The sequence below is a fragment of the Methanosarcina horonobensis HB-1 = JCM 15518 genome (assembly GCF_000970285.1).
In the GTDB taxonomy this organism is placed as follows: Archaea; Halobacteriota; Methanosarcinia; order Methanosarcinales; family Methanosarcinaceae; genus Methanosarcina; species Methanosarcina horonobensis.
This window is the reverse complement of record NZ_CP009516.1, coordinates 225,429-249,235: the sequence shown is the minus strand read 5'-3', so window position 1 is coordinate 249,235 and position 23,807 is coordinate 225,429. Positions and strand designations below refer to the sequence as shown.

Genomic DNA, 23,807 nt, shown 5'->3' with positions numbered 1-23,807 from the left:
GGCAAAAAAAGCCTTTAAACTCTTTAAGTTTAGAAGAGCCTTTACAGATGTCTTTAACGGCGAACAAGCGGTTTAAATAAATATATGAGCACTAATGACATTAGATTAGAATAATATTTACGGTTAAATTCCTTAAAAAAGGAAAAAAACCGGAATTAAGAAGAAAAACATCATTAAGGGGTGCTATAATTGAAGAAAAGAACAGGAATGTATAACGGAGTTTATAGTGGAATGTTCAAGTTAACCCTGATGGTTTTAACTCTGATTTTTCTACTCAGTTCGGCATCAGCAGCAATTTCTGAAGATGATCCATGGGTTGCAGTTATCGAGAAAAACGGAGATAGTATTTATTTTGCAGACCATAATGAAAGCCTTACGGAAGGAGGCTGGATCCTTCTCAGTGGAGGAGATGAGATCCGGCTCCCACAGCCTCTTAATTTCACATACAAAGGGACAGACAGCCTGAATAGTGAAGGAGCTGCCCTTGAACTGAAACCAGGGGAGTACGGGGATGGTACTGAAATAGTTCTTGCATACCCGTACACTACTCATCCTTTTTACGCTGAAAAAGACAAAGTGAAGGTAGACTACAAAGGCCCTGCAGCTTTCGGACAGCAGAATGTAAATGTTTATCTTGTTCAGGGGCTTAACCTGAGTTCCCTTGGTGAGGCTTTCACGGACATTAGGGACGGAAACGCCGTGAACCTGAAGGAAGTCTTTGATAACAGTACAAATTCTACGACCCTGGTAACTGCTGTGACCCTGGACGAAAACGGGGATCTCCCTTCCACCCTGACTCTTGACCCTCTTCAGGCTGGAAGCTATGGAATACTCATAATGCTTGAAGGCGATGAAAACCCCGAGTCGAGGAAGGTTCTTTCAGCAACCTGTTTTGAAGTTGTGGAGTACGAACTTAAAATAAAAGCTCCAAATAACCTTAAAGAGCACGAGAACCTTGATGTCAGTCTGGATCTGAAAAAAGCTCCGGCCCAGGGAAGCTACACATACGGAGCCCTGCTAATAAGTGAGGACGCCTATCGTGCAGAAGTAAATGTCAGTTCCAATGGAACGAGAGCCGGGACAGATATATTTGTGAACGGGATAGATATCATAAATGAGTTCGATATCAACTCAACAAACTACGAATCCAAGTTCAACAAAGATGAGCTAACAACTGAAATCCAGACCCTTATAGGAGAAGGCAACGGTACGATAAGCATAGGTGAAGAAAACCAGAGCACCCTCTCCCTGACAACCTTCGATCTTCCTCCAGGAGATTATCTTCTCTTTGCGGGTGCCTATGAAAAAGGTAGAGGTCTTGTGGGTATAGCGCAGACAGAGGTATCCATTCGTGAAGTCAAAAAATCAAACGGACCGGATAAAAAGCAAAAATCAAACACTGACCTATCAACTGAGAATGAGAATCCTTCCACTCTGGAAACCGATAAGTCCATTCTTGATACAGCAAGTTCACTCGGATTTGGAGATCTCGAACCCCAGATTAGAGGAGAAGCACTCCAGGCAGCAGAGATAATAAAAAATCCCCCTAAGCTGGCTTCTTTCCTCATAGGTTTTGTGGGAACGCTCCTTATAGGGATTACAATAATGAGTAAAAGGCGTTAAAGAAGGATAAAAGCAGGAAAAAAGCTCGAGACCGGAGAGAGTGACTGGAAAATACCGGTTATTTACCCGGAAGCCTATCGGTTTAACTCTCACTTTAACTTTCCGGTTCCGGAACTTTCATGGTTTACTTTCTGCAGATTAACTTAGAGATACTCCAGCATAGCGAACCGCTTACATGGGCCCGAAAAGCTATACAAAAACATCCTTAGTCCTGCCTTTCAAAGTTCTGATTTATCAGCACCTCTCCGAAAGCTCTTGCTTTCGGTTACTATTTTTGCAGAAGTGCTTCAGGGAATGACTTTAGACTTAATGAGAGCTAACTCGCGTTCTATAGTTGAAATCCTTTCGTCAATGTGAGACCTGAAGTTATTCCGGCTTAACCGGATTTCTGATGTGATTTCTACACGGGCGTGATCGATTTTATTGCCCAGTACATCAATTTTCCCGCCGAAAGAATCCACTTTTCCGCCAAGCACATCAATCTTCCCTCCGAGAAAATCAATTTTCCCTCCCAGTGTATCGATTTTTCCGCCGAGAGAATCCATCTTTCCCCCAAGGGAATCCATTTTTCCACCCAGGACATCAATTTTCCCCCCAAGAAGATCCACCTTCTGGCAGAGGTTTGAATTCATTTCTCGAATATACCGCGCAGCTGCATCCATTCTTTCATAAGTTGCAGTGGTCAGGTCTTCGTCTCTGATAACCTCAAATGCTTTATACTCGCCTGTTGGCTTTTTGTAAGTCACTTCAATATTTTCTACCCTGATGGGATATTGAGTGATGTTAATCTTTTCGAGCAATTCCGCAATAGCAGCTTCGTCTCCCTCGCAAACAACCTGCACTGTCCCGTCATCGAGATTTTTAACGTATCCATTGAGATTCAAATTAAAAGCAATCTCGTCAATGAAGTCTTTGAAACCTGCTTTTTGGACTCGACCATGTACTTTGATCTCGGCACGTTTCTCCATATGAGATCTATTTTCATTAACATAAGATAAACCTTATTCTCTGTTCGCTCTCAAAGCACCCGAACTGCGACTATCGGCTCGAGTCTTTCTCCCGGGAGTACAAAAAGCAAAGATTTTCTGAAAGCTATACTGCAAGTGAAACAGAACTCAGATAAAAACGATAAAAACTGTTATAAGGATTTACCAGGCCAAAAACAAGGCTAACCCGAAAGTTTGTAATTATATTCCTGATCCCCAAAAAACGCTCTTTTGTTGCTGTTTTATTGCCGCGTCATAAAATTTTGATTTTGTATCAAATTCTTTATTCCTGTAAACCATTCTATCCTGACTTTGACAAATCTACCTGAGATATTAAAACATTGAGGACTTATCTAAATTCTCTATAATTAATATAGGAACAGGTGATTGGATAAAATAAGTGAGATCGTGAAAAGAATGCTAAAACTCGTATTAGTGTCATATTTGATATTATGTTTAATTATACCAGCTACAGCTGAAAAATATAATGGAGTTCAAAATTTTAATTTTCCGAATGTGAGTTTGAGGTCAAATGACATATTTGAAAATTCAAATGAACCTCTGGAGATTCCAACTTACGATGGCAGCGGGCAACTAACACATCCATCAGTATTATATTTCTCGGATGGTTGGAACGGGCACAAATATTGGGCTGCAGCAACACCATATCCGAATTCGGATAATAAATATGAAAACCCATCAATTTACTGCTTTGATGTGCCTTATGAAAATTGGTCCGTTCCACAAGGACTTACCAATCCTGTGATTCCAGGACCTTCCGTAGGATTTAACTCTGACCCTTGCCTGGCACATAACAAAACCTCAGACGAACTTTACTGCATTTATCGAGACTATAATTCTACCAGTCAGGAGACTAAATATTTAATTGTAAAAACATATGATGGGGTTTCGTGGTCAAATCCTGTATTACTTTATAATATACCTTCAAATAAAATTACATTTTGTAACCGATCAAAATTAGAACAAGTATGTAGAAGAATGTGCATAAAGATACTGAATGTGATTCATAAAGATTTACAACACGGCGCGACAAATATAGAAAGATCGAATGCGATTGTTCAACTTCCAGATGGATCGTGGATGATGTGGGCACAAAAGTGGGATTCCGAATGTTCAATAATATATCGAACTTCAACTGATGGTTTTCAATGGTCAGAACCTGAAGACTGCGTTTTTGAAGATGACATTTATAATAAAGATGTCTGGCATATTGAAGTAAAATACATTCCCGAATATAAACTATTTTTCATGATTCAATATTCTGATGTTGATAAAAGCCTGTCATGGGCGGAAAGTAATGATGGGATAGTGTGGAAATATTATCCGGATAAAATTCTTAAACCAGATAGTAATACAAGAAAATTTGATAATTCAAGCTTATATAAGTCATCTATCACATATGATCCTTATACTGACACAATACACATGTGGTATGTGGGAGTAAATACTCAAAATGAATGGAAAATCGGTTATACAAACGCTTCGTACGCAACATTACAAAATGTTTGCTAATGGAAAATACAAAGTAATTTGTCTCTGTCGAATTTTGCAGGGGAAAGAGTAAAAATCCGAATACTCCAATTTTTGTTTCTTTTAGCTCGCAGGGTCTATTCATACGAATTATGTTCTTTAGCTTAAGCATAAACTAAAGTTACAATATCAAAACATAATCAATTGACTGAACATACTTTTGTATTAGTATATGCGCCTAAAATATAAGAATTAAAAAAATAATAATTAATAATATTTTTTTCTAAAAATACATGTCTGTTTGGCGATTTAGAACATACCAAATGGGTTAAATAACTTATTGAGTATTACCTAATATTAACACTTCTGGAAACTTTCCTTTGAACGGACATGATAAAAAATATGAAGATTGCAATCATTCTCGGCACAAGGCCTGAAATCATAAAAATGAGCCCTATAATAAGAGAATGTGAAAAACAGGGCATAGAGTACTATATACTGCATACAGGTCAGCACTACAGCTATGAAATGGACAAAATCTTTTTTGAACAACTGAAACTCCCGCAGGCAAAGTACAACCTCGATGTAGGTTCTGGCAAACATGGAGAACAGACTGCAAAAATGCTTGCCGGAATTGAAGAAATTCTGGTAAAAGACAGACCGGATGTTATTCTTGTGCAGGGAGATACAAATACTGTTCTTGCAGGCACCCTTGCAGCATCCAAACTTCAGATCAAAATCGGGCATGTTGAAGCCGGTCTTAGATCCTTTGACAGGACAATGCCCGAAGAAACGAACAGAGTTATTGCAGATCACACTTCCGATTATCTCTTCGCTTCAACCGAAACTTCAAAAAGATATCTGCTAAACGAAGGCATTCCCAAAGAGAAAATCTTCGTTACAGGAAATACGGTTGTAGATGCAGCTTACCAGAACCTTGAGATTTCTAAATACGAAACTAACATACTTACAAAATTAAGCATAGAAGAAAAAAAGTATATTGTAGCCACAGTCCACCGAGCCGAAAATGTGGACAGTAAAGAGCGTCTCAGCGGAATTCTGAACGCCTTTTCGCACATTTATAAGGAGTTTGGCCTTCCAATTATATTTCCGATTCATCCCAGAACTGCGAAAATGATAGGAGAGTTTGGTTTAAAGTTTCCGGAAGGAACCCGGCTGATAAAACCCCTTGGCTACCTTGAATTCCTGCAACTGGAAAGCTCAGCCAGGCTGATCCTTACCGACAGCGGAGGCGTACAGGAAGAAAGCTGTATCTTCAGAATCCCCTGCGTAACCCTTCGTGACAACACCGAAAGGCCGGAAACGGTAGAGGTAGGCGCAAATTTAGTTGCAGGAGCAGGAGAAAAGATTATCGAATACGCAAGAAAAATGATGGAGTCGGATTGCGAGTGGGAAAATCCATATGGAAAAGGAAATGCTGCAGAATTGACTATTCAGAATACAGTGACTGGTTGAAGCGTAAAATGCAGTAGAATAGAAGATCATAGATAGTCCTGAATAAATTCAGTAATAAAGGATAACCGGATAAAAACGAGAGTGAGATAAAAGGTAGCGAATTGGGGAAGTGAATTAGTGTATTGATCCTGGTGAGCTGTTATGTCAACAAAAAAAGTTGCAATTTGCGGATATTACGGATACGGAAATACTGGAGATGAAGCAATTCTCGCTGCTATTATCCAATCTATCAAAGAGAGATGTGACGTAGAAATAACAGTATTTTCTGGTAATCCAAAGGAAACTATCGAAAAACACGGCGTAAACGCGGTTTATATCAGCGAATTACGCAATCTACACTCAATACTAAAAACAGTATATGGTGCAGACTTATTGATTATCGGAGGAGGAGGAATTATACATGACCTTACATATAAAAATTTTAAGTTTTGGCTTAACAAAATTGTAATCGGAGAAATGTTCCGTAAGCCAATAGTTTTGTATGCACCAGGAGTGGGTCCTATAAAAACCACATTTGGAAAAATGCTTACAAAACACACTTTGAGCTCAGTAGAAGCCATACATGTTAGAAATAAATTATCTAAAGAAGTATTAGTCTCGAGTGGAGTAAATGAATCTCTTATTCAAGTTACTTCTGATCCTGTGATGGCACTAACCCCTGCGAATTCAAGAAGAGTTGAAGAGATATTGGATAGAGAAGGAATTTGCACAGAGAAACCACTTGTTGGAATTTCTGTCAGATGGAATCCTTATGAATACCGTTTTGACTCAGAATTTGTGGAAAATTTCATTGAAAAAATAGCTAAAATTTCGGATTATATAATAGAGAATTTAAATGTAAATTTAGTTTTCATTCCTATGCAATTTCCACCAAGACCAACATGTGATATCAGAATAATGGATCCAATCCATCAGATGATGAAATGTAAACAAGAAGCCAGAATTGTAAGAGGTGTTTACACACCACAAGAAATGATGGGAATTTTTGGAAAAATGGAGATGGTTATTGGTATGAGGTTGCATTCTCTCATATTTTCGGCAAGAATGAATGTGCCTATGATAGGAATTACATATAGCGGGAAAGTTGATGAATTTTTAAAAATGGTCGAGCAGGATAAATGGTCATTAAATTATAAAGAAATAGAATTACCAGATATGTTTGAAAAAATAAACTATGTTTGGGAAAATCGAAATGAAATCAAAAAAAATTTAGCTATCAGTGCAGAAAAATTGGAACGGCAGGCAATTTATAACGCAGAAGTAGCTGAAAGTTTATTAAAAGCTAATTAATACTGCAAAGTTAATAATTCAAAAATTCAAAGAAGGCCTGTTTTCATGCAAATATACAAATTGACTACTATTTTAACATTGTTTGCGAATCAAAGTTAAATTGTGAAATACTTTTCAGCAAATAACCGGAGAAATTAAAACACCAGAGGTCAAAAAATGGGGTCAGACTATGAAGGTCTTTCACTCAAAAAACTAAGTAATAATATTATTCTCACAATTATTCGTCAAAGCGTTGGAATAGCTGTCGGATTAGCTATTTCAATTACTTTGGCTCGCTCATTAGGTCCGCTGGGTAACGGTCAATACGCTATGGGTATTCTCTTACCAACAATGCTTGTTAGCTTCCTGAATCTTGGAGTATCTCCTGCTAATGTTTACTTCATTGCTTCGAATAAAATTAATATTAATTCTGCATTTAAAACTAATATTAGGCTTTGGTTTATTTTATGTATCATAGGTATTTCAATTGCTATATCAGTAGTTGAAACTCAAGGTGAGACCTGGTTTCCAGGCATACCTTTATCTATTCTCTGGCTTGGTATTCTGGCATTTCCATTATCATTACTTCAGGAATTTATGAGCAGTCTATTTCAGGGGTTACAGGATTTTAAAAATTACAACTATATTTCGTTAATAACACCCTGTATTACACTCCTGCTTGTAGCGTTTCTGGTCGGGATATTAAAACTTGGTGTATTTGGAGCTTTGTTATCTTTCATCATTGGCAATTTATGCGGATTGATTGTTACATTGATTATTTTAAAACCTTACCTCAAAAAACATAATACAAATCATGAGGATAACATTTTAAAGAATTATACAAAAGAGTGCCTTGGATATGGCTGGAAGGCCCATTTGAGTAATATCCTCGCTTTTGTAAACTACAGAGCCGATCTCTTTTTAGTTAATTTCTTTCTTACACCAGCAGCTACAGGTATTTATTTAATTGCTGTGCAAATTGCTGAAAAAATATGGATATTGTCACAGGCAATAAGTACAGTGCTTTTACCCCGCCTTTCGGAACTACATAATGATGAAGAAAAACGCAAGGTACTTACTCCTTTAATTTCTCGTTGGGTCTTGCTAATTTCAACATTTTTCGCATTAGTATTAACACCATTGGCATCATTTCTTATTAATTTTTTATTTGGTAGAGAATTTGCTCCGGCCGTTGGCGCATTTCTATGGCTACTTCCAGGTATAGTTGTAGGTAGTGGCTCGAAGATTTTAGCAAATGACCTTGCAGCTAGAGGCAGACCAGAGCTAAATCTCTATACTTCAATACTAGTGGTTTTTGTAAATATAATCGCGAATATAATTATGATCCCGAAATATGGTATAGAAGGGGGAGCTATGGCAACAACTATCGCCTATGGTTTGAATGCAATTATCAAATTGTGGTTATATTCCCAGTTAAGTGAAAATCCGTGGTGGAAAACAATTGTATTCAGCTCCAGTGACAAATTACTATTTCAGGAAGGGCTTAGTATATTGAAAAAGTCAATATTCAGATAATAAGACCAAAACTCAATATTATTTCTTTAAAATCGGTAAAATGTGTTGGGTGAGCATATTATGAAGATATTACATATTGGAGATGTAGCTGGAGTGCCTCAAAATATAGCCCAAGCACAAAGAGAATTAGGTTATAAAAGTGATGTCCTTTCGTATAAAAAACATCCTTTCAGGTATAAAACGGACTTTTGTTATCCTATAACATCTAAGTTTCCATATAATTACATAAAAATGTTTTTTATTTTTTTAAAATTTGTTAAGAAATACGATGTATATCATTTTCACAGCGGAACTATTCTTCCAAAAGGTATTGATCTAGTCTTGTGGAGAATATTGAACAAAAAAACAATTGTACACCACCATGGCTCTGAACTTCGATTTAAAGGTGAAAAATATCTTTACTCCAGGTTTGCAAATAAAATCCTTGTTTCAACCCCCGATCTTCTTGAATGGTCTCCTAAAGGAATATGGTTACCAAACCCAGCAGATACAAGGGAATACAAGTTCACAGAGTTTAATTATCAGACCCACAAATTAAGGATTTTACACGCTCCAAGTTCCAGAGAAATAAAGGGCACCGAGTATGTGGTACAGGCAATAGATAAATTAAAAAAAGATGGATATGATGTTGAATTTATCCTATTAGAAAATGTACCCCATGATGAAGTTATAAGGCAACTTAGAATTGCCGATATAGTCGTAGATTGGATTAACCCTAGTTTTGGAATATATGGAGTGTTTTCAATTGAAGCTATGTGTATGGGAAAACCGGTTTTATGCTTCATCAAAAAAGATTTGGTAGATAAATACTATACAAACTTGCCTATATTGAATACATATCCGGAGTTTATGTATGAAAATTTAACTAAGTTAATCGAAAATCCAGAAGAGAGAGCTAAATTTGGAGTTAAAAGTCGAAAATATGTTGAAGAAGTTCATGATTCCAGAGTGGTAATAAAAAAGTTAATTGAAATGTATAATAACAACTGAGCTTTAGTTTCTACATCAGAATGAGCCTCAAAATTGTTCTCATTTCGTATTTTCTTAAATTTAATAGGTTTTCAAATAGGAAATAATTTGAAGAAAGGCGGGATAAGGTTGTCAAAAATCTGTGTACTCGGTCAAGGATATATTGGCCTACCAACAGCTCTTCTTTTTGCGAACAATGGTCATGAAGTCGTGGGCATTGATGTAAATAAACGTGTTGTTGACACTCTCAAAGCAGGCAAGATGCCTTTTGAAGAGAAAGGCTTCCAGGAACTTCTGGACGGAGCCGTTGCCAGAAAAGCTTTCCGAGCAGAATCTCTTGTGGAAGAAGCCGATGTTTTCCTTGTAGCCGTTCCAACACCCTTCGATTCGGAAATGAGGATGGCAGACCTCAAATATGTGGTATCTGCCTGCGAAATGATTGTTCCCTACCTGAAAAAAGGTAATCTCGTAATTATAGAATCTACAATTCCACCCAACACCTGTGAAAAGCAGGTAAAACAAATCCTGGAAAAATCCACCCTCAAAATGTGTGAAGACTTCTGTGTCTCCCACTGCCCGGAGAGGGCAATTCCCGGAAATACCCTTCACGAAATGGTTTACAACGATCGCGTAATCGGCGGCGTAGATGAAAAATCTACCCAGCTTACAGCCGACCTTTATTCTTCCTTTGTAAAAGGCAACCTCCACCTCACAACCAGCACAACCGCAGAAATGATAAAACTGATGGAAAATACCTTCCGAGACGTCAACATCGCGCTTGCCAACGAATTCGCCCAGATAGCAGACGACTACGGCATAGATGTCTGGAAAGCTATCGAAATAGCAAATAAGCATCCTCGTGTAAACATTCTAAAGCCTGGTCCAGGAGTAGGCGGACATTGCATAGCAATTGATCCCTGGTTCTTGACAGAAAACGCAAACAACAGCAGCCTCATTATGATGTCCAGGCAAATAAACGATTCCATGCCTCAGTATGTTTTAAAAATGGTAAAAGAAATGCTTACAGGTATTGAAAATCCGATAATTACAGTTTTTGGAATTGCATATAAAGGAGACATTGCAGATACAAGAGCTACTCCGGCCAAGAAGTTTATCAAACTTGCAGAAAAGGAAGGCTTCAAGATTAAGATTTATGATCCGTTTGTGAAAGAATGGAACTATCCGATTCTGGGATTGGAAGAGGCTGTTGAGGGAAGTGACTGTATTGTTGTGTTGACGGATCATTCGGAGTTTAGGAATGTGGATCCTGAAAATTTACATAATAAAATGAGAAAGCCGAATATTATAGATACAAGAAATATCATTAACAAAGATTTATTGGAGAAATCAGGTTATAAAATAAAAATTATCGGAACTAGATGAGGTGTAACAGTTTATAGATTGATTTTTTAGCTTCTGACAGTGTTTAGACATGGCATGACTTCTCAATGAGTAAGAATTCAATTCATGTGCCTGCCAGAAAAATCAAATTTTTATTCCTGTTCATACATTTAATCTGAGGATTATACTTTTTTAGAAATTTTATCCCGATTTTTATTGAGAATAAATGGAGTAGATGCTCCGGACAGTTATTTTCTAGTTAATAACTTATCGTAAATTTCTAACTCTTGTTTAATTCGTTTATCCCAACTTCGCTCACTGATTATGAAATTCCTGGCCCTGGTACCAATTGAGAATTTTAGATCTTGAGAATTATAAAAAAGTTGAATACTTTTTGCAAGGTTAGCTACATCATTCTTTTTTACCAGTATTCCATTTTCCATATGTTTGATTAATTTACCTGTCCCTCCACTATCAAAAGCAATTACAGCTTTTTCACAAGACATTGCTTCTTGAACTGACCGATTCATATTACTATATAAGCTAGTTGCTACGACTACGTCAGCTATTGATAGAAGTTCTACCACTTCAGAGGAAGAAACCTCGCCAAGAAACTTAACGTTATTTTCCAGTTGATAACTTTTTACTAAATTAATTAAAAAGGTCTTTTGGTCCCCATCTCCAGCTATTAAAAAGTATATGTTATTTGATCTAACTGACTCAAAAAATAATTTGAAAGCTTCAATCGCTAGCTCTATATTTTTTACAGTAATCAGTGAGCTCGTTGACAGAACGATAAATTCTGCATTCTCAATCTTTAATTTTTTTAGTATACCTTTGTTAGTGGGTAATTTATTAAATAACTCCGTATCTATTGCATGATATACAATTGATACTTTATCTCCCCATAGTTTCTTAAACTTATAAGGAGCTTCAGATCCGTCATCTAAAACAAATGCATGGCTGGGACTTGAGAGTTTAGCAAGTATAGTCTCGTACATTCCATTGACAGGAGAATAAGCGCTTGTAGAACCGTGTAACATTCCAACGACGGGAATTTTAAATATTTTACCTACAATACTGCAATATACAGCTTGAGAGATATCATGAGTATGAATAATATCAGGCTTTTTTAGGGCTCTCAACGAAGAATATACACTGATCGAATATAGAACTTGTATTAAAGGTTCCATTGGTATTAAAGGGATTTTTTTGAGTGCAGGGTATTTAATCCTTAGAATACGAACTCCCAGGCTTTTGTCAAATTCGGAACAATCCAGACTAGTTTTTGGAGCTAAAATTAATTGGTCAGTGAGATATGGATTGATTTTTTGAGCTAGTTCTATAGTATGAGTGATCGAACCCCCTATTTTAGGATAAAAGCTGGATACAACTCTTACAATCGAGATATTACTTTTAAGAATATCACTTTTGGTTTCCATGTATGCAGCAGACATAAGATTCTCCGTTACAATAGACTTTATCCACAGTGCAATCAGCTTTAAGCTTCTCAAAATCCTTTTCGTTAAATCTCCCAACGGGACTCCACACATCAATGTAAATACGCTCATCGAGTTTGGAAATCATAGAAAATTTATCACCCATATATGAATTTCCCAGATACATATGTTGAGAATAATTAAAGTGCTCAGGTATAAAGTCACGAGATATTGATCTTTTACGACGTTCGCTGACTCCCAAAACTCCATCCGCTAATCTTGGTGTTGTGCCTAAGATATCTGTAGTTTCTATTTCCGAATTATTACAACCTACAAACAGCCATCTTGCACCATGGATATCCATCTGTGTAACTTGTGAATTCGGTTTTATAGTATAAGGAGAAGGGTATAAACTGAATAGGCCGATAATTGAGGGAATTATTATCAGAAGTATAATAATTAACGCATTTAGATTTGCTCTACTGATACCTTTTGTATTTGTGAAATGATTAAAAATAAAACCTACCATAATGGGTGTAAAAATGACGAGATAAGATACCAATCTGTCAGAGCCTATATTTTCGAGACCCGGTAGTAAGTTTAATAAATATGACAAGTACAAAAATCCAATGAAAAAAGTAATTGAGATCAAAGACGTAAAATTATTATATTTTTTAAAATCATATTTCGTAAAAAATATAATTGAAGAGACGATGGATAAAACTAAAAATATTATTTGATCCCCCATTACTTTAAAAATATAAAGAAGTAACTCAGACCCATGAAGATTTATTTTATTTAAAGTATTACTCATGTCTGCAATCACATCAAAACTTTTCCCGGTCGTAATCGCTAAATAAAATTTCTTCAAATTGGGATGAAAAATCTTGAAAGATAGTACCCATGGAACAAAAATTACTGACATAATAAATATCGAGTTAAAAGGGATAAGTTCATTAATAATTCCTGAAAAAATTTTTTTATTTGACGTATAGTACACAATTAACCTGGTAATTCCATCAATAAATAACAAAATAATAATTATAACCGATGTAAGCGGATGGAAAAAAGGATATAAAATTAGTATAATAGCGAAAAGAAAACGGTACTGGAAGGAAAACTTATTTCCAATTGATTTAAAATAAAGAAAGAAAAGACAAGGTAAGTAAAAGATAGACCATCCATTTGGCATTAAATAGACGTTATATCCATCAAATAAGACTACTAATACGGAAGCTATAGAGAATAAATGTATTCTTTTCTCGCCAGGGAAGACGACTCTACTAAGTAAATAGATGAAAATTACATAAAAACCAGATAATAAAGCAGTGCTATGATTTATTATGAAACTAATTTCCATTCCAGAGATAGATAAAACTTCACTGAGTAAAATATGAGTTATAGGATAGGGATTATCTGGAGAAATAAAACCTGTAAAAATGAGATCTTTTATGTGTCCAATATGAGAAATATTATCTCCGTTCCAGGTATAGTAGCCTCTAATAAAAGGGATGTAGAGCAATAATAACCTGTTCATAAATAATATAAAAATACCTATTAACCATAAGTTACTTCTTTCAGATTCGTTTGTACAGACATTAGTTATAACTATATATAGACTACCAAGAATGCTCAATAGTAAAAAAACCCATGTAAGAACCGGAGTTGAGGTATATATTGATAACTCATAACCTGTAGAAGGGGCATGATAGGCTGTAAGATATGCTAAGATAGTAAAAACTAAACAAAAGATCAATGTCAGTTTAAACGATCTTTCTTTAATAGTATCTGCCAATTTTGATCTCCCACTCAAAGAAAACGGTTTAGTTCTAGTAATGTTTAGTTCTAGTAGTGTTTCATCTAATAATATTGATAATATTAATCGAAATTAATTCTTTTAACCTGGTATTCCAGAAAAAATCCTTAATTTCTTTATCCCTAATTTTAGATTTCCTTTTAATAATAGATAACAGGTATCCGTACAAATACGGAATTCCAACATAGTACGGATTTCTGGTGCTATAAAAAATCGTATTGAGAAAAACAAGTAACGGATGCTTATTCAAATAGTAAGCTATAAATCCGTTTGATTTGTACCCTTTCCACAATCCATCCGCACTACTTGTCATTCTTTTTTGAATAGCGATTATATTTTTAAATTGTTTAACTTTCCATCCTATTAATAAAGCTTTAATGTTTGAAATCGAATCCGGAGAGGGTTCAATGAGGTAACCTTCAGTTTCCATAAAGCATGTTTTTCTCCATAGCCTTCCGGTACCTCTCGGATACTCCTTGTTAACAGAGTCCAATTCGAGTTTTCCTTCATTATCATAATAAATACCACCACTAGCGATTCCGATATACGGATCAGTCTTAAACTCATCGATTAATTTTTCAAAATATTGATTTTCCAGAAGAGTATCGGCATCAATTAATCCAATGAATTCATATTCTATTTGCATTTGTGTACAAAAATCAATAGCATAATCAAAACCGTTTTTACACACAAAACTATAATGAAAAGTTATATCCCTTGGATGAGGTTGAAGTCTTATAGTTTTGATCCAGTCACCAAACTCATTATTTGCCAATATTTCAGGAGTAGCATCCGTACTACCATCGTCAACAATAACCCATAAATTAGGCTTCACTGTTTGACTGAGTATAGATTTAATGAGGTCCGGTAAGTTTTCAGCTTCATTTTTTGCAGGCGTAACAAGAATATACATGTTGACCACAAATAACCACAATAGAATGATAGATCGCTTGTCTTCAATATTTAGTTAAGATTTTTTTGTAATTTAGATAAAAAATCTTTTTTAATAGCTTTGCACTTCTTGAGATCTCTCCTTTTGCCATTTTGTATATTTTTATTTATGTAATCCATAATTTCATTCACATCCCTGGAATGTAGAATTCTACCCTGATCAACAAAGTATTGGTCAACTGAAAGAAGCTTAGAACTTGGAAAAAAAGAAATCGAAGTAGTACCCATACAAGCAGCCTCTCTTGCAAGTGTTCCCGAACCAGTTAGTACCGCATTTGCATAATAACAAAGGTCAAGGCCATTTAGCGGGTTATCAGGAGTATAAAATTTGCATCCTTCAGCATATTTTATATCTTCTTTTTCTCTGGGAAGATAGATTACATTAACATTTTCCTTTTCAAACCTTTTCAGAATTTCAGGTACGATAGTCTTATTTTCTTTAACATAGAAAGATCCGAGTGCTTCCGGACGTACTACTACAAAATCATTGAAAGGAATTTTGTCCAGAAAATCGGGATCGGGGATATAATCTGCAATATAGATATCTTCTTTACATCCGTTATATGTTATTAATTGAGTATCATCAAACATTATACTGAAATTTTCTCTACAAACCCTGGGAATAAATACATAACTTGCAAGGCTCTTTATGTCTGATTCCAGATCCTGCAAAAAAGACTTTTTTTGGGAAAACTTCAGGTCGTTGTCACAGAACAGAATTGAAGGATTTCCTCTAACTTTTGAACCGAATACACACATCCCATTCTCAAAGGAAAGTGATATATCAAATTTAGGTATAGATGTAGAGAGTTTTAGAGTTCTATAAACCATGTTTACTGATTTTTTCAAAGGATCGACATAATCTGTCCCTATAACTCGACCATTTATTCCAAAAGATTTGCATAGTTTCACTGTTTCTGCTCTATCTCTTATGGTAATATCAAGCTGATGGGAGGATAGTTCAGGAATCAATGAGTTGAAAAAAAGGGCATGAGAAGGGTTTATAATATCTATCCATATTCGGGTCATTGTTCTTTTCCTTTGTGCTAGATAAATGTGAAGATTAAATTTCTGACTATTCCGTAGTTGTTATTAATTCCCAGTGTGCTGTAACATGCATGTATTCACAAATCAATCCTTAAACACAGAGTCCAAATAAAGAGCACCTTTGTAAAGGAGTATAACAAAAAAATACAACCTATGATTGCTGTTATACAGAATTTTTTCTTAAATTTAAACCGCCTTCGTCTCCCTCATAATCGCAGACACCGAATGCAGCAATATTCCGGTCAATGCCATAAAAGTCCCTATCATGATAAACAGGATCATAAGCATCGTAGGCCCGAAATCCAGCCCTCTACCAAGAATAAATTCATGCAGAAAATGGGCACCCATAATCAGACCGCCTGCTCCAAGAGCAATTCCGGGGGCTGTGAAGTAATAGAGAGGCCTGTAAAACTCGATATCCTTTAAAACCATGACAAGGACGCCTAAACCATGTTTTATCGGGTTTACGGTTGAGCAGTCAACGTCATAACGGACTCCGATTTCTACTTCTTTTATGCGGAGGCCCGATTTGCCTGCATCTGCGAGCATTTCACTCTCTATTGCCATACCCTGTGCACTGAAGCGAAAGATATCTTTTGTTGAAGCTGCAAAAGCGCGAAAACCACTCTGAGAATCTGTAATCTTGAGGCCGGAATTCATATTTGTGGCTGTATCAAGAATAGTCTGGCCGACACGGCGGTAAATCGGGGTATTTTTATCCCTGTGGCTAAGATAACGGCTACCATTCACCATTTCTGCATAACCGTCAATAATGGGGGCTACAAGTTTTGGGATATCTGCAGGGTTGTGCTGACCATCAGAATCCATTGTAACTATAATATCCGCACCGAAGTCTGCTGCGGCCTTAAATCCGGTCCTGAGAGCTGCACCTTTGCCTTTATTAACCTCGTGAACAACCACATAAGCTCCTGCATTTCTGGCAATTTCAGCTGTGCGATCAGTGCTACCGTCATCGACCACGATAACGTTGTCGGAGAAATACTTTGTAAGAAGCACTATGCTGCCAATAGATACTTCCTCGTTGAGGGCAGGGAGAACCACGGTTACATTTTGAGGAGATGTACCCCTTACATCTGAAATTTCCTCTTTTTTTATAAATATCCGGGCACTTTTGCCCATGAGCAGTTCACCATTCATTCGAATTACCCCAAACAGAATAGTTTAATAAGATTATTAGTGCAGATTTCTCTAACATTATACTGATAAAGTAATGTAGAGGCTACTATAAAAATTTATTTAAACATAAATAATAGTATAAATGTTTGAGAAATAATATTATTAATATATATTTAAAGCTAGAAAAAAATATGGAATTTCGTTGATTTATCTCAGATCTTAACGACCACATTGCCAGAAAGATATGAAGAATTGTCCTCTCTCAAACTACCTACATGCAAGAAATAGATACAATGATTAATAGATTCTAAATTAGAAATATGCCTCAAAAAAGACATTTATAACTGCATAAATAAATCAAACCAACTTTTAACCATATGGAGAACATAATAATCCTTATGAGTCGATCTCAACAATCTTCCTCAATGTTTCTGCTTAAACTAATTTTCGGGCTTCAAATGCCCTAAATGCGTGATTAGTCCAGCTATCGAGTGCAGAAGAATTCCGGCAAAAAACATAAAAACCCCAACCAGAGTTAACAGGATCATCAGCATAGTAGGCCCGAATTCCAGACCTTTGCCAGGGTAAAAAGTGCGTAAAAAAATGAGCCCCATGTATAACCCTACCATCCTGAGGATGGAACCCGGTAGAGTAAAGGAGTACAGAGGTTTGTTATGTTCTATATCCTTAATAATCTTTAACAAAACAGCCAGCCTGTGCCGTACCGGATTTTCGGTTGAGCCGTCGACATCGTACCTGACTCCGATGGGCACCTCTTTTACCCTTAATCCGTACCTGCCTGCGTCTGCAAGCATTTCGCTCTCTATTGCCATCCTCCTTCGCATTGAAGCGGAAAATATCTTTTTTGGAGGCTGAGAAGGCACAGAACCCGCTCTGGGAGTCGGTAATTTCGACGCCGGAGTTCAGGACCGTTGCCTTGTCAAGAATAGTCTGACCTATGCGCCAGTACGCAGGCGTGTATTGGCATAGACATTCAAATAATGATTCCAATTTACTATTTAGCTCAACCTTTAAGTATACCGCACCTCTGATGACCTCAAAGCTAGCCTTTATTTGAGAAATTACATTAAAGCATCATAAGAATTTTTCAGTTACAGTAAAAAAATATTAATTGCAAGAGAATAAAAACAGAAAAACGGGTAAAGTATAAATATGAATCAAATAACTTAAATAACTGCAAAGTGTAATTCATTAAAACTTAAGAAAGTTAGAGAAATCCCGACAAAGGTGCTTAAGAATGTAAAAATCAATTATTCTCGGCATAAGAGCTGAGATCACAACATGTACTATTTAAGGGAGTTTACTAAATCTGATCCTTACTTATTGAGCTGACCCCAAAACTCAAAATTGCGTCTCAAATCTCGAATTTGGGATAATCACCCGAGTTCTCAGTAATGAAAAATGATTTTAAACTCTCACTATTTGGGAACAAAATTGGTTTTGGGATAGGCTCATTCATAACCCGTTTAAAACCTGTAATAGTAATGAAGTGGAAAATTGCCTAAAGTTATATAGAAATAGGAATTATAGATACTCGAGTTTATTTAGCTGAACTTTTATTTGATAAAGGAATGTTCATGGGATTAAAAGAAGACCTTCTTCATTCGATTTTATAAGAATGGATCGCCTTTGTAGAGACTCCTACAAAGAGATAAAATTTCATGCGTTATGAATACCCTAGCTATCCCAACAAACAAGACAAAATAATCAAGAAATTTTAGCCTGAAGAAATTTACAACCTTGTATACTAGAGTCATATGTAGGTCTCTTTTCAAACTCCTGGGTATACTACTGCAAACTTGGATATCCTTGGAACATTAGGCTTCTTGAAGTGACTCGCATTATTAGTCTTGAGAATGGATAAAATTCTACAGCTCCAACTAGCGTGAACTTGAAGTTAATGCAGGATAAGTACTAAAAATTGAGAATGGATATATGCTTAAGAGCATAAAAAAATAGGAAAATTGAGCTTAATACTTCTTTTCAGTTATCTTAAATCAAAAATCCATAAATAATAGAAAAACTTGGAATGTTAAAACTTAGAACAATAAAAAATAAAAATGGACTTTTGTTTATGAATCAGTACATATCTAATAGCCGAGTTACCTTTTTGAAGAGTCCCTTACTCAAAAACTCATTTTTTATGATGCTTTACTCAATTTCGAGCGCAGGTTTTGGGTTTGTCTTCTGGACTTTAGCTGCAAAGTTTTACTCACCCCTAGACGTCGGCATTGCAACAGCGTTGCTTTCATCAATGAATCTCATAGTCCTGTTTTCTAGATTTGGTTTAGATTATTCTATTATTCGTTTTTTCCCTGAATATGACAAAAATAGTATATTCAATACATCTTGGATAGTTACAACTTTTTTTGCAGTTGTTTTTGGAATATTATTTATCATAGGAATTGATGTACTATCTCCAAACTTAAACTTCTTAAAGTCTCCATCGAATGCATGTACATACCTAATATTTCTATCTGCAAACTCCTTCGCAATTCTTGCAGGAATTTCATTTGTTGCGCTTCGCAAAGCTGGTCTTCAATTTATTCAAAGTCTTTTCGTAAGTACTAGGATATTATTTCTTCTTCCATTCATAAAACTGAAAGCCATAGGTATTTTTGACGCAATAGGAGCTTCATTTATAGTTGCATCTATATTCTCAATAATATATCTCGCTCTCTTTGGAATAAAATTGAACTTTAAAATTGATAAAACCTTTCTAAACGAAGCATTTAATTTTTCTGTTGGAAATTATCTTGCAGTATGGTTTACAACAGCTCCAAATTATATTCTTCCACTTCTTGTGTTGAACATACTAGGTGTAGAAGAAACCGCCTATTACTATATCGCTTTTTCTATAGCTTCTTTACTTTTTATGATACCAGGATCCATTAGCATGTCTCTACTTGTAGAAGGAAGTTATGGGAAAGAATTGAAGAAGATGATAATAAAATCATTTAGTATTGTATTTTCTATCATAATTCCTGCTTTAGTTATTCTTTACTTTGAAAGCGATTGGTTTTTAAACATATTTGGAAAAACGTATTCAGAAAATGGTGGTGATTTGTTAAAAATTATGATCTTTACAAGTATTTTTATGACCATAACTTCAATATATATTACAATAAAAAGGATTCAAAAAGATGTTAATGAGATTGTGATATTAAGCGGGATTATATTTTTAATCCTTATTGGATCAAGTTATATATTTATGCTTAAATTTGGACTTATTGGTATTGGATATGCATGGGTATTAAGCTATGGAATTGGTACAGTAATTACAGGAGTACTTGTTTGGAAAAACAAATGGATTTAAAGATTATGATATATAGTTATACTTTTGGCTTATAATATATGCCCGATCCACTATTTGAATAAACCAAGAATGAGGTATCGAGTATTTGAGAAATTTCATTAATACCGTACCAACTTTTTTCACTATATTTTTTATTAAACATCAATCCAAAATGGACGTTAGAGTAACCTAAAAAAACATATGCATTCTCATTTATTGTTGTGTCATTTGTCAACTCTACCAAACCATACTCTTTTGGCATTATATAGCTGGTAAGTTTATTGTACACTTGAGCTCTATCTGCATAAATATTAAAAGAATGTTCTCTATATCGTGATAACCATTTTGCACCATTAATTTCAGTTTCAGGATGATATTGAGAATAAAAACTAATTATATCATCTTCATCTCCATACAGATCAATTTTTTCTTGACCTAGAGGAATTGACGTCGGCCTTTCGTTTGCAATTACAAAAATAAATTTAGTATTAAATAATAATAGTATGGAAAAGAATATAGATAATATTTTTAGTGAATTCTTAAATCGCTTTTCTGTCCAAGAAATATTAAGTATGTTAGAAGTAAGTTTGATAATCGTAATTCCACCAATAACACAAAAGGGGGATAAAAATATTAAAGATATATGATAAATTCTTGACGTACTGAAAGATATTTCTATAAAAGGGAAGACGATAGATACTACTAAAATAAGTAAATAAATAATGGAAAATAACTTGTATTCAGTTGTGATATTTATAAACTTGGTTTCTTTTAAAGAGGTTATAACTCCTACAATAATAAGAAATTGTGAGAATATGTGAAGATATTTAGCGACATTATAAAGTGGTGAAATTGAACTACTTGTTATGTGACTGAAACCAGAAGGACTCCCAGGGTCTAAAAAATCAGTGAATATAGAATTAAACGTGTGATTAATCATTCTAGTAAGAGACAAAAACGCAGAAGAATTTGAGGTATATATATAATACGCCAATGCGAATACAACGAAAAGCAAAATATAAGATTGAGTGATAAAGACCTTTTTTGGGCTTGCAAATATATTTATAAAGTGAGACATATTTTTAAGTTTTTTTATCCACAAATTATTAGATATAAATAATAAAATTCCTGAAAAGATAAGACTGAACATATATATGTAACTCAAACCATAGTGAGACACAACTAAAGAAAAACTAAAAATAATACATAAGAAAGATCTCTTTGAGTTACTGAGATTTCCATTTACCATCAAAGAAATCAATAATATCAAAAAAAATTCAGCGATTTGTTGTCTAACCAAAGATAACATTTCTGTGTAAAAAACAAACAATGTTACAAAAAAATAAGCTGATAGAAGTGCTACTTTTTCATTTGTTTGTTTAATGTATATGCTATAAAGACAAAGAGGAACTAAGGAAAACAATAGCGGACATATTATTTTAAAGATCCAAATTAAATCTAGATTCAACAAGATAGAATAAACTGGCATTAATACACCAATACTGATCATTGAATTGACATTATTCGATAAGTCCGGATCCCAGAATGAATTTTGTACTGTAAGTCTTGAAAAATAGTATTCTGTATTAATATCCCATCCACATAGATCCATAGATATCAACGAATAGTGATACAACAAGAAAATAGAAATGACATAAATAGATAATGGGTAAACATTTTTAGAGATAGAATCCTTAAAAACAAGAAAAATCACTACTCCAATGATTATTAGAATTGATATCATTAATAATAAGTTATTTTGATAGAAATTAACCAACAATGTTCCAAAAATTGCTAAAAAAGGAATTAACAATAAAAAAAGTATAAATAAAAAGGAAGTATTTTTATATTCAAACTCGTAATAAGAATTACTCTTTGTAGACATATTAAAAATAAATAATAAAATAACTACAAAGCTTATTGTGACTATCAGAGGAATATCAGATAGTGGGGAAGAAATTCCGACTAAAGGGAATAAAAAGTTTATTAGCACGCCTAAAAACATTAAAAAACATAAACTTAAACCTGTGGAATATAAAATGACTTCTATTAAACTCAATTTATTTAATCTAAGTGTTTCGAGAATTAAAAATCCAGGTATAAATGTTAGATATATGAAACCAATTAGTTGTCTTAGAACTGGAATATTTAAATTTAACAAATCAAATCCAACAGTTCCCAGAAAAGCCAATTGAATGGACAAACACACAATTAGGAGATTTCGGTTACTTACTCTGATATAGCCAAGATTACTGTACACTCTTGTTCCCTCTAATATTATTGATAACTTTTATTAGCGTATTTCCGAACTCTTTAGTATCATTTTCTTTAACTAAAAAACCATTTTTTACAACTTCTTTGTGTGGTCCAATGTTAAAAGCTACAACTGGTTTTCCGCAAGCTTGTGCTTCAACTAGAGGCATATTGAATCCCTCTAACAAAGAACAAGTTGCATAAACATCGCATGCTGCATAATAAAACGGCAAATCTTCGTCTGAAACATTTTCTACAAAAAAGATAGAGCTATCCTTTTTTGTCTTCAACTTATTAGAATAATCATTTTCATAGTGTTTTCCTACAATAATTAACTGCGCGTTAGGGATTTCGTTTTTTACTATTTTAAAAGCATCAATTAATATGTGAACTCCTTTATGTGGAAGAACTCTTCCAACAAATAAAATTAATGGACTATCAAATATTCGATATCGCTCTCTTACAATATTCTTGTCCAAATTATTACTAAAACGATTGTAGTCTATTCTATTATAAATTACAACACTTTCCAAGCATGTTTTCTGAAATAGACAATTTTTGCTATATAAACTTACAGAAACGACTTGATCAAATTGTCTAATAATATTCCAGTGAATAGGAGTAACACATTTTAGGTAGATATTCTTAAAAAAAAATTCCTTGTTAGACTCAAATCCGTCTGCGATGTGATGGTTGTAAAATATTACTTTAGTACCATATATTTTTTGGGCAAAATAGCTTAAAATTGAGAAAGTGTTATGATGAATTATGATAAAGTCAAAATCTTTAAATTTTGGAATAAATCGAACTAAATCTATTACATTAAAAGGAAAAAGTCCTCGATATATTAGATTCAGAAAATTATCGTTTATAGGAATAACTGGTTTAATAATATTAATCTTAAAATCATCAGAAGAGATATTAGAGAAGAATGTAAAAATAGTTACAGAATATCCACGTTCAGACAGTTCTTTTGCTTGATTTTCTGCTGATCTACTAGCGCCTTCATACCTTGAAAATATGGATATGCAGATAGCAATTTTTTTAACTTCTTGGGATTTATGAGACATTTCTTGGATAAGTTCTGAAATGCTATTTTTTATTGAATTATTAGCTGTTAAGTCGGAATTTAACATGACAATATTCCTCGTATATTG

General features: G+C 34.6%; 17 protein-coding genes. 8 read left to right on the top strand and 9 right to left on the bottom strand.

Features of this window, described 5'->3' with window-relative positions; translation table 11 throughout:
* The first annotated feature begins 189 nt into the window (after positions 1-189).
* Entirely contained in the window at positions 190-1,623 is a 1,434-nt protein-coding gene (locus MSHOH_RS01070) for a TIGR04279 domain-containing protein (protein WP_048136755.1), read from the top strand.
* 287 nt (positions 1,624-1,910) lie between these two features.
* On the opposite strand, the gene MSHOH_RS01065 is transcribed toward MSHOH_RS01070, so the two are convergent.
* On the bottom strand, positions 1,911-2,591 hold the full coding sequence (locus MSHOH_RS01065) for an acylphosphatase (protein ID WP_048136754.1): 681 nt from the start codon (positions 2,589-2,591) through the stop codon (positions 1,911-1,913).
* Positions 2,592-2,996: 405 nt separating this feature from the next.
* Between MSHOH_RS01065 and MSHOH_RS01060 the strand changes: the two genes are divergently transcribed.
* The 6 genes from MSHOH_RS01060 (at position 2,997) to MSHOH_RS01035 (ending at position 10,733) form a co-directional block, all read left to right on the top strand.
* The gene (locus MSHOH_RS01060; RefSeq protein WP_048136753.1) at positions 2,997-4,142 is read left to right on the top strand and encodes a glycoside hydrolase family protein; all 1,146 of its coding nucleotides are present in this window, start codon (positions 2,997-2,999) and stop codon (positions 4,140-4,142) included.
* A 348-nt stretch (positions 4,143-4,490) separates the two neighbouring features.
* Entirely contained in the window at positions 4,491-5,576 is a 1,086-nt protein-coding gene (wecB, locus tag MSHOH_RS01055) for a non-hydrolyzing UDP-N-acetylglucosamine 2-epimerase (protein ID WP_239451137.1), read from the top strand.
* A 141-nt stretch (positions 5,577-5,717) separates the two neighbouring features.
* Complete coding sequence (locus tag MSHOH_RS01050; protein ID WP_048136752.1) at positions 5,718-6,866, top strand: polysaccharide pyruvyl transferase family protein; 1,149 nt, start codon at positions 5,718-5,720, stop codon at positions 6,864-6,866.
* 156 nt (positions 6,867-7,022) lie between these two features.
* Positions 7,023-8,381: a flippase gene (locus MSHOH_RS01045; RefSeq protein WP_048136751.1), complete on the top strand. Its 1,359-nt coding sequence runs from the start codon at positions 7,023-7,025 to the stop codon at positions 8,379-8,381.
* A 60-nt stretch (positions 8,382-8,441) separates the two neighbouring features.
* Positions 8,442-9,371 (top strand): glycosyltransferase family 4 protein, encoded by a 930-nt coding sequence (locus MSHOH_RS01040; RefSeq protein WP_048136750.1) that lies wholly within the window; start codon positions 8,442-8,444, stop codon positions 9,369-9,371.
* 108 nt (positions 9,372-9,479) lie between these two features.
* The gene (locus MSHOH_RS01035) at positions 9,480-10,733 is read left to right on the top strand and encodes a nucleotide sugar dehydrogenase (protein WP_048136749.1); all 1,254 of its coding nucleotides are present in this window, start codon (positions 9,480-9,482) and stop codon (positions 10,731-10,733) included.
* A 206-nt stretch (positions 10,734-10,939) separates the two neighbouring features.
* Here the strand turns inward: MSHOH_RS01035 and MSHOH_RS01030 are convergent, their stop codons facing one another.
* The 6 genes from MSHOH_RS01030 to MSHOH_RS01005 all read right to left on the bottom strand — a co-directional run bounded on the left by MSHOH_RS01030 (position 10,940) and on the right by MSHOH_RS01005 (position 17,914).
* The gene (locus tag MSHOH_RS01030; RefSeq protein WP_048136748.1) at positions 10,940-12,148 is read right to left on the bottom strand and encodes a glycosyltransferase family 4 protein; all 1,209 of its coding nucleotides are present in this window, start codon (positions 12,146-12,148) and stop codon (positions 10,940-10,942) included.
* Entirely contained in the window at positions 12,117-13,925 is a 1,809-nt protein-coding gene (locus MSHOH_RS24170) for a hypothetical protein (RefSeq protein ID WP_048136747.1), read from the bottom strand. Before MSHOH_RS24170 ends, MSHOH_RS01030 begins: the two co-directional genes overlap by 32 nt.
* Before the next feature lie 61 nt (positions 13,926-13,986).
* Positions 13,987-14,859 carry a glycosyltransferase family 2 protein gene (locus MSHOH_RS01020; protein WP_048136746.1) on the bottom strand — a complete coding sequence of 291 codons (873 nt, stop codon included), beginning with the start codon at positions 14,857-14,859 and terminating at the stop codon, positions 13,987-13,989.
* 50 nt (positions 14,860-14,909) lie between these two features.
* Positions 14,910-15,926, bottom strand: coding sequence for a DUF354 domain-containing protein (locus MSHOH_RS01015; RefSeq protein WP_048136745.1), 1,017 nt, complete (start codon positions 15,924-15,926; stop codon positions 14,910-14,912).
* 204 nt (positions 15,927-16,130) lie between these two features.
* Complete coding sequence (locus tag MSHOH_RS01010) at positions 16,131-17,102, bottom strand: glycosyltransferase family 2 protein (RefSeq protein WP_048136744.1); 972 nt, start codon at positions 17,100-17,102, stop codon at positions 16,131-16,133.
* 419 nt (positions 17,103-17,521) lie between these two features.
* Positions 17,522-17,914: a hypothetical protein gene (locus MSHOH_RS01005; RefSeq protein ID WP_204245371.1), complete on the bottom strand. Its 393-nt coding sequence runs from the start codon at positions 17,912-17,914 to the stop codon at positions 17,522-17,524.
* 1,217 nt (positions 17,915-19,131) lie between these two features.
* Here MSHOH_RS01005 and MSHOH_RS01000 point away from each other — a divergent pair.
* On the top strand, positions 19,132-20,418 hold the full coding sequence (locus tag MSHOH_RS01000) for an oligosaccharide flippase family protein (protein ID WP_239451135.1): 1,287 nt from the start codon (positions 19,132-19,134) through the stop codon (positions 20,416-20,418).
* Positions 20,419-20,434: 16 nt separating this feature from the next.
* On the opposite strand, the gene MSHOH_RS00995 is transcribed toward MSHOH_RS01000, so the two are convergent.
* Together MSHOH_RS00995 and MSHOH_RS00990 are read right to left on the bottom strand one after the other, a co-directional pair.
* Positions 20,435-22,657 carry a DUF2206 domain-containing protein gene (locus tag MSHOH_RS00995; RefSeq protein WP_048136743.1) on the bottom strand — a complete coding sequence of 741 codons (2,223 nt, stop codon included), beginning with the start codon at positions 22,655-22,657 and terminating at the stop codon, positions 20,435-20,437.
* Complete coding sequence (locus MSHOH_RS00990; protein ID WP_048136742.1) at positions 22,647-23,786, bottom strand: glycosyltransferase family 4 protein; 1,140 nt, start codon at positions 23,784-23,786, stop codon at positions 22,647-22,649. Before MSHOH_RS00990 ends, MSHOH_RS00995 begins: the two co-directional genes overlap by 11 nt.
* Positions 23,787-23,807: the final 21 nt, after the last annotated feature.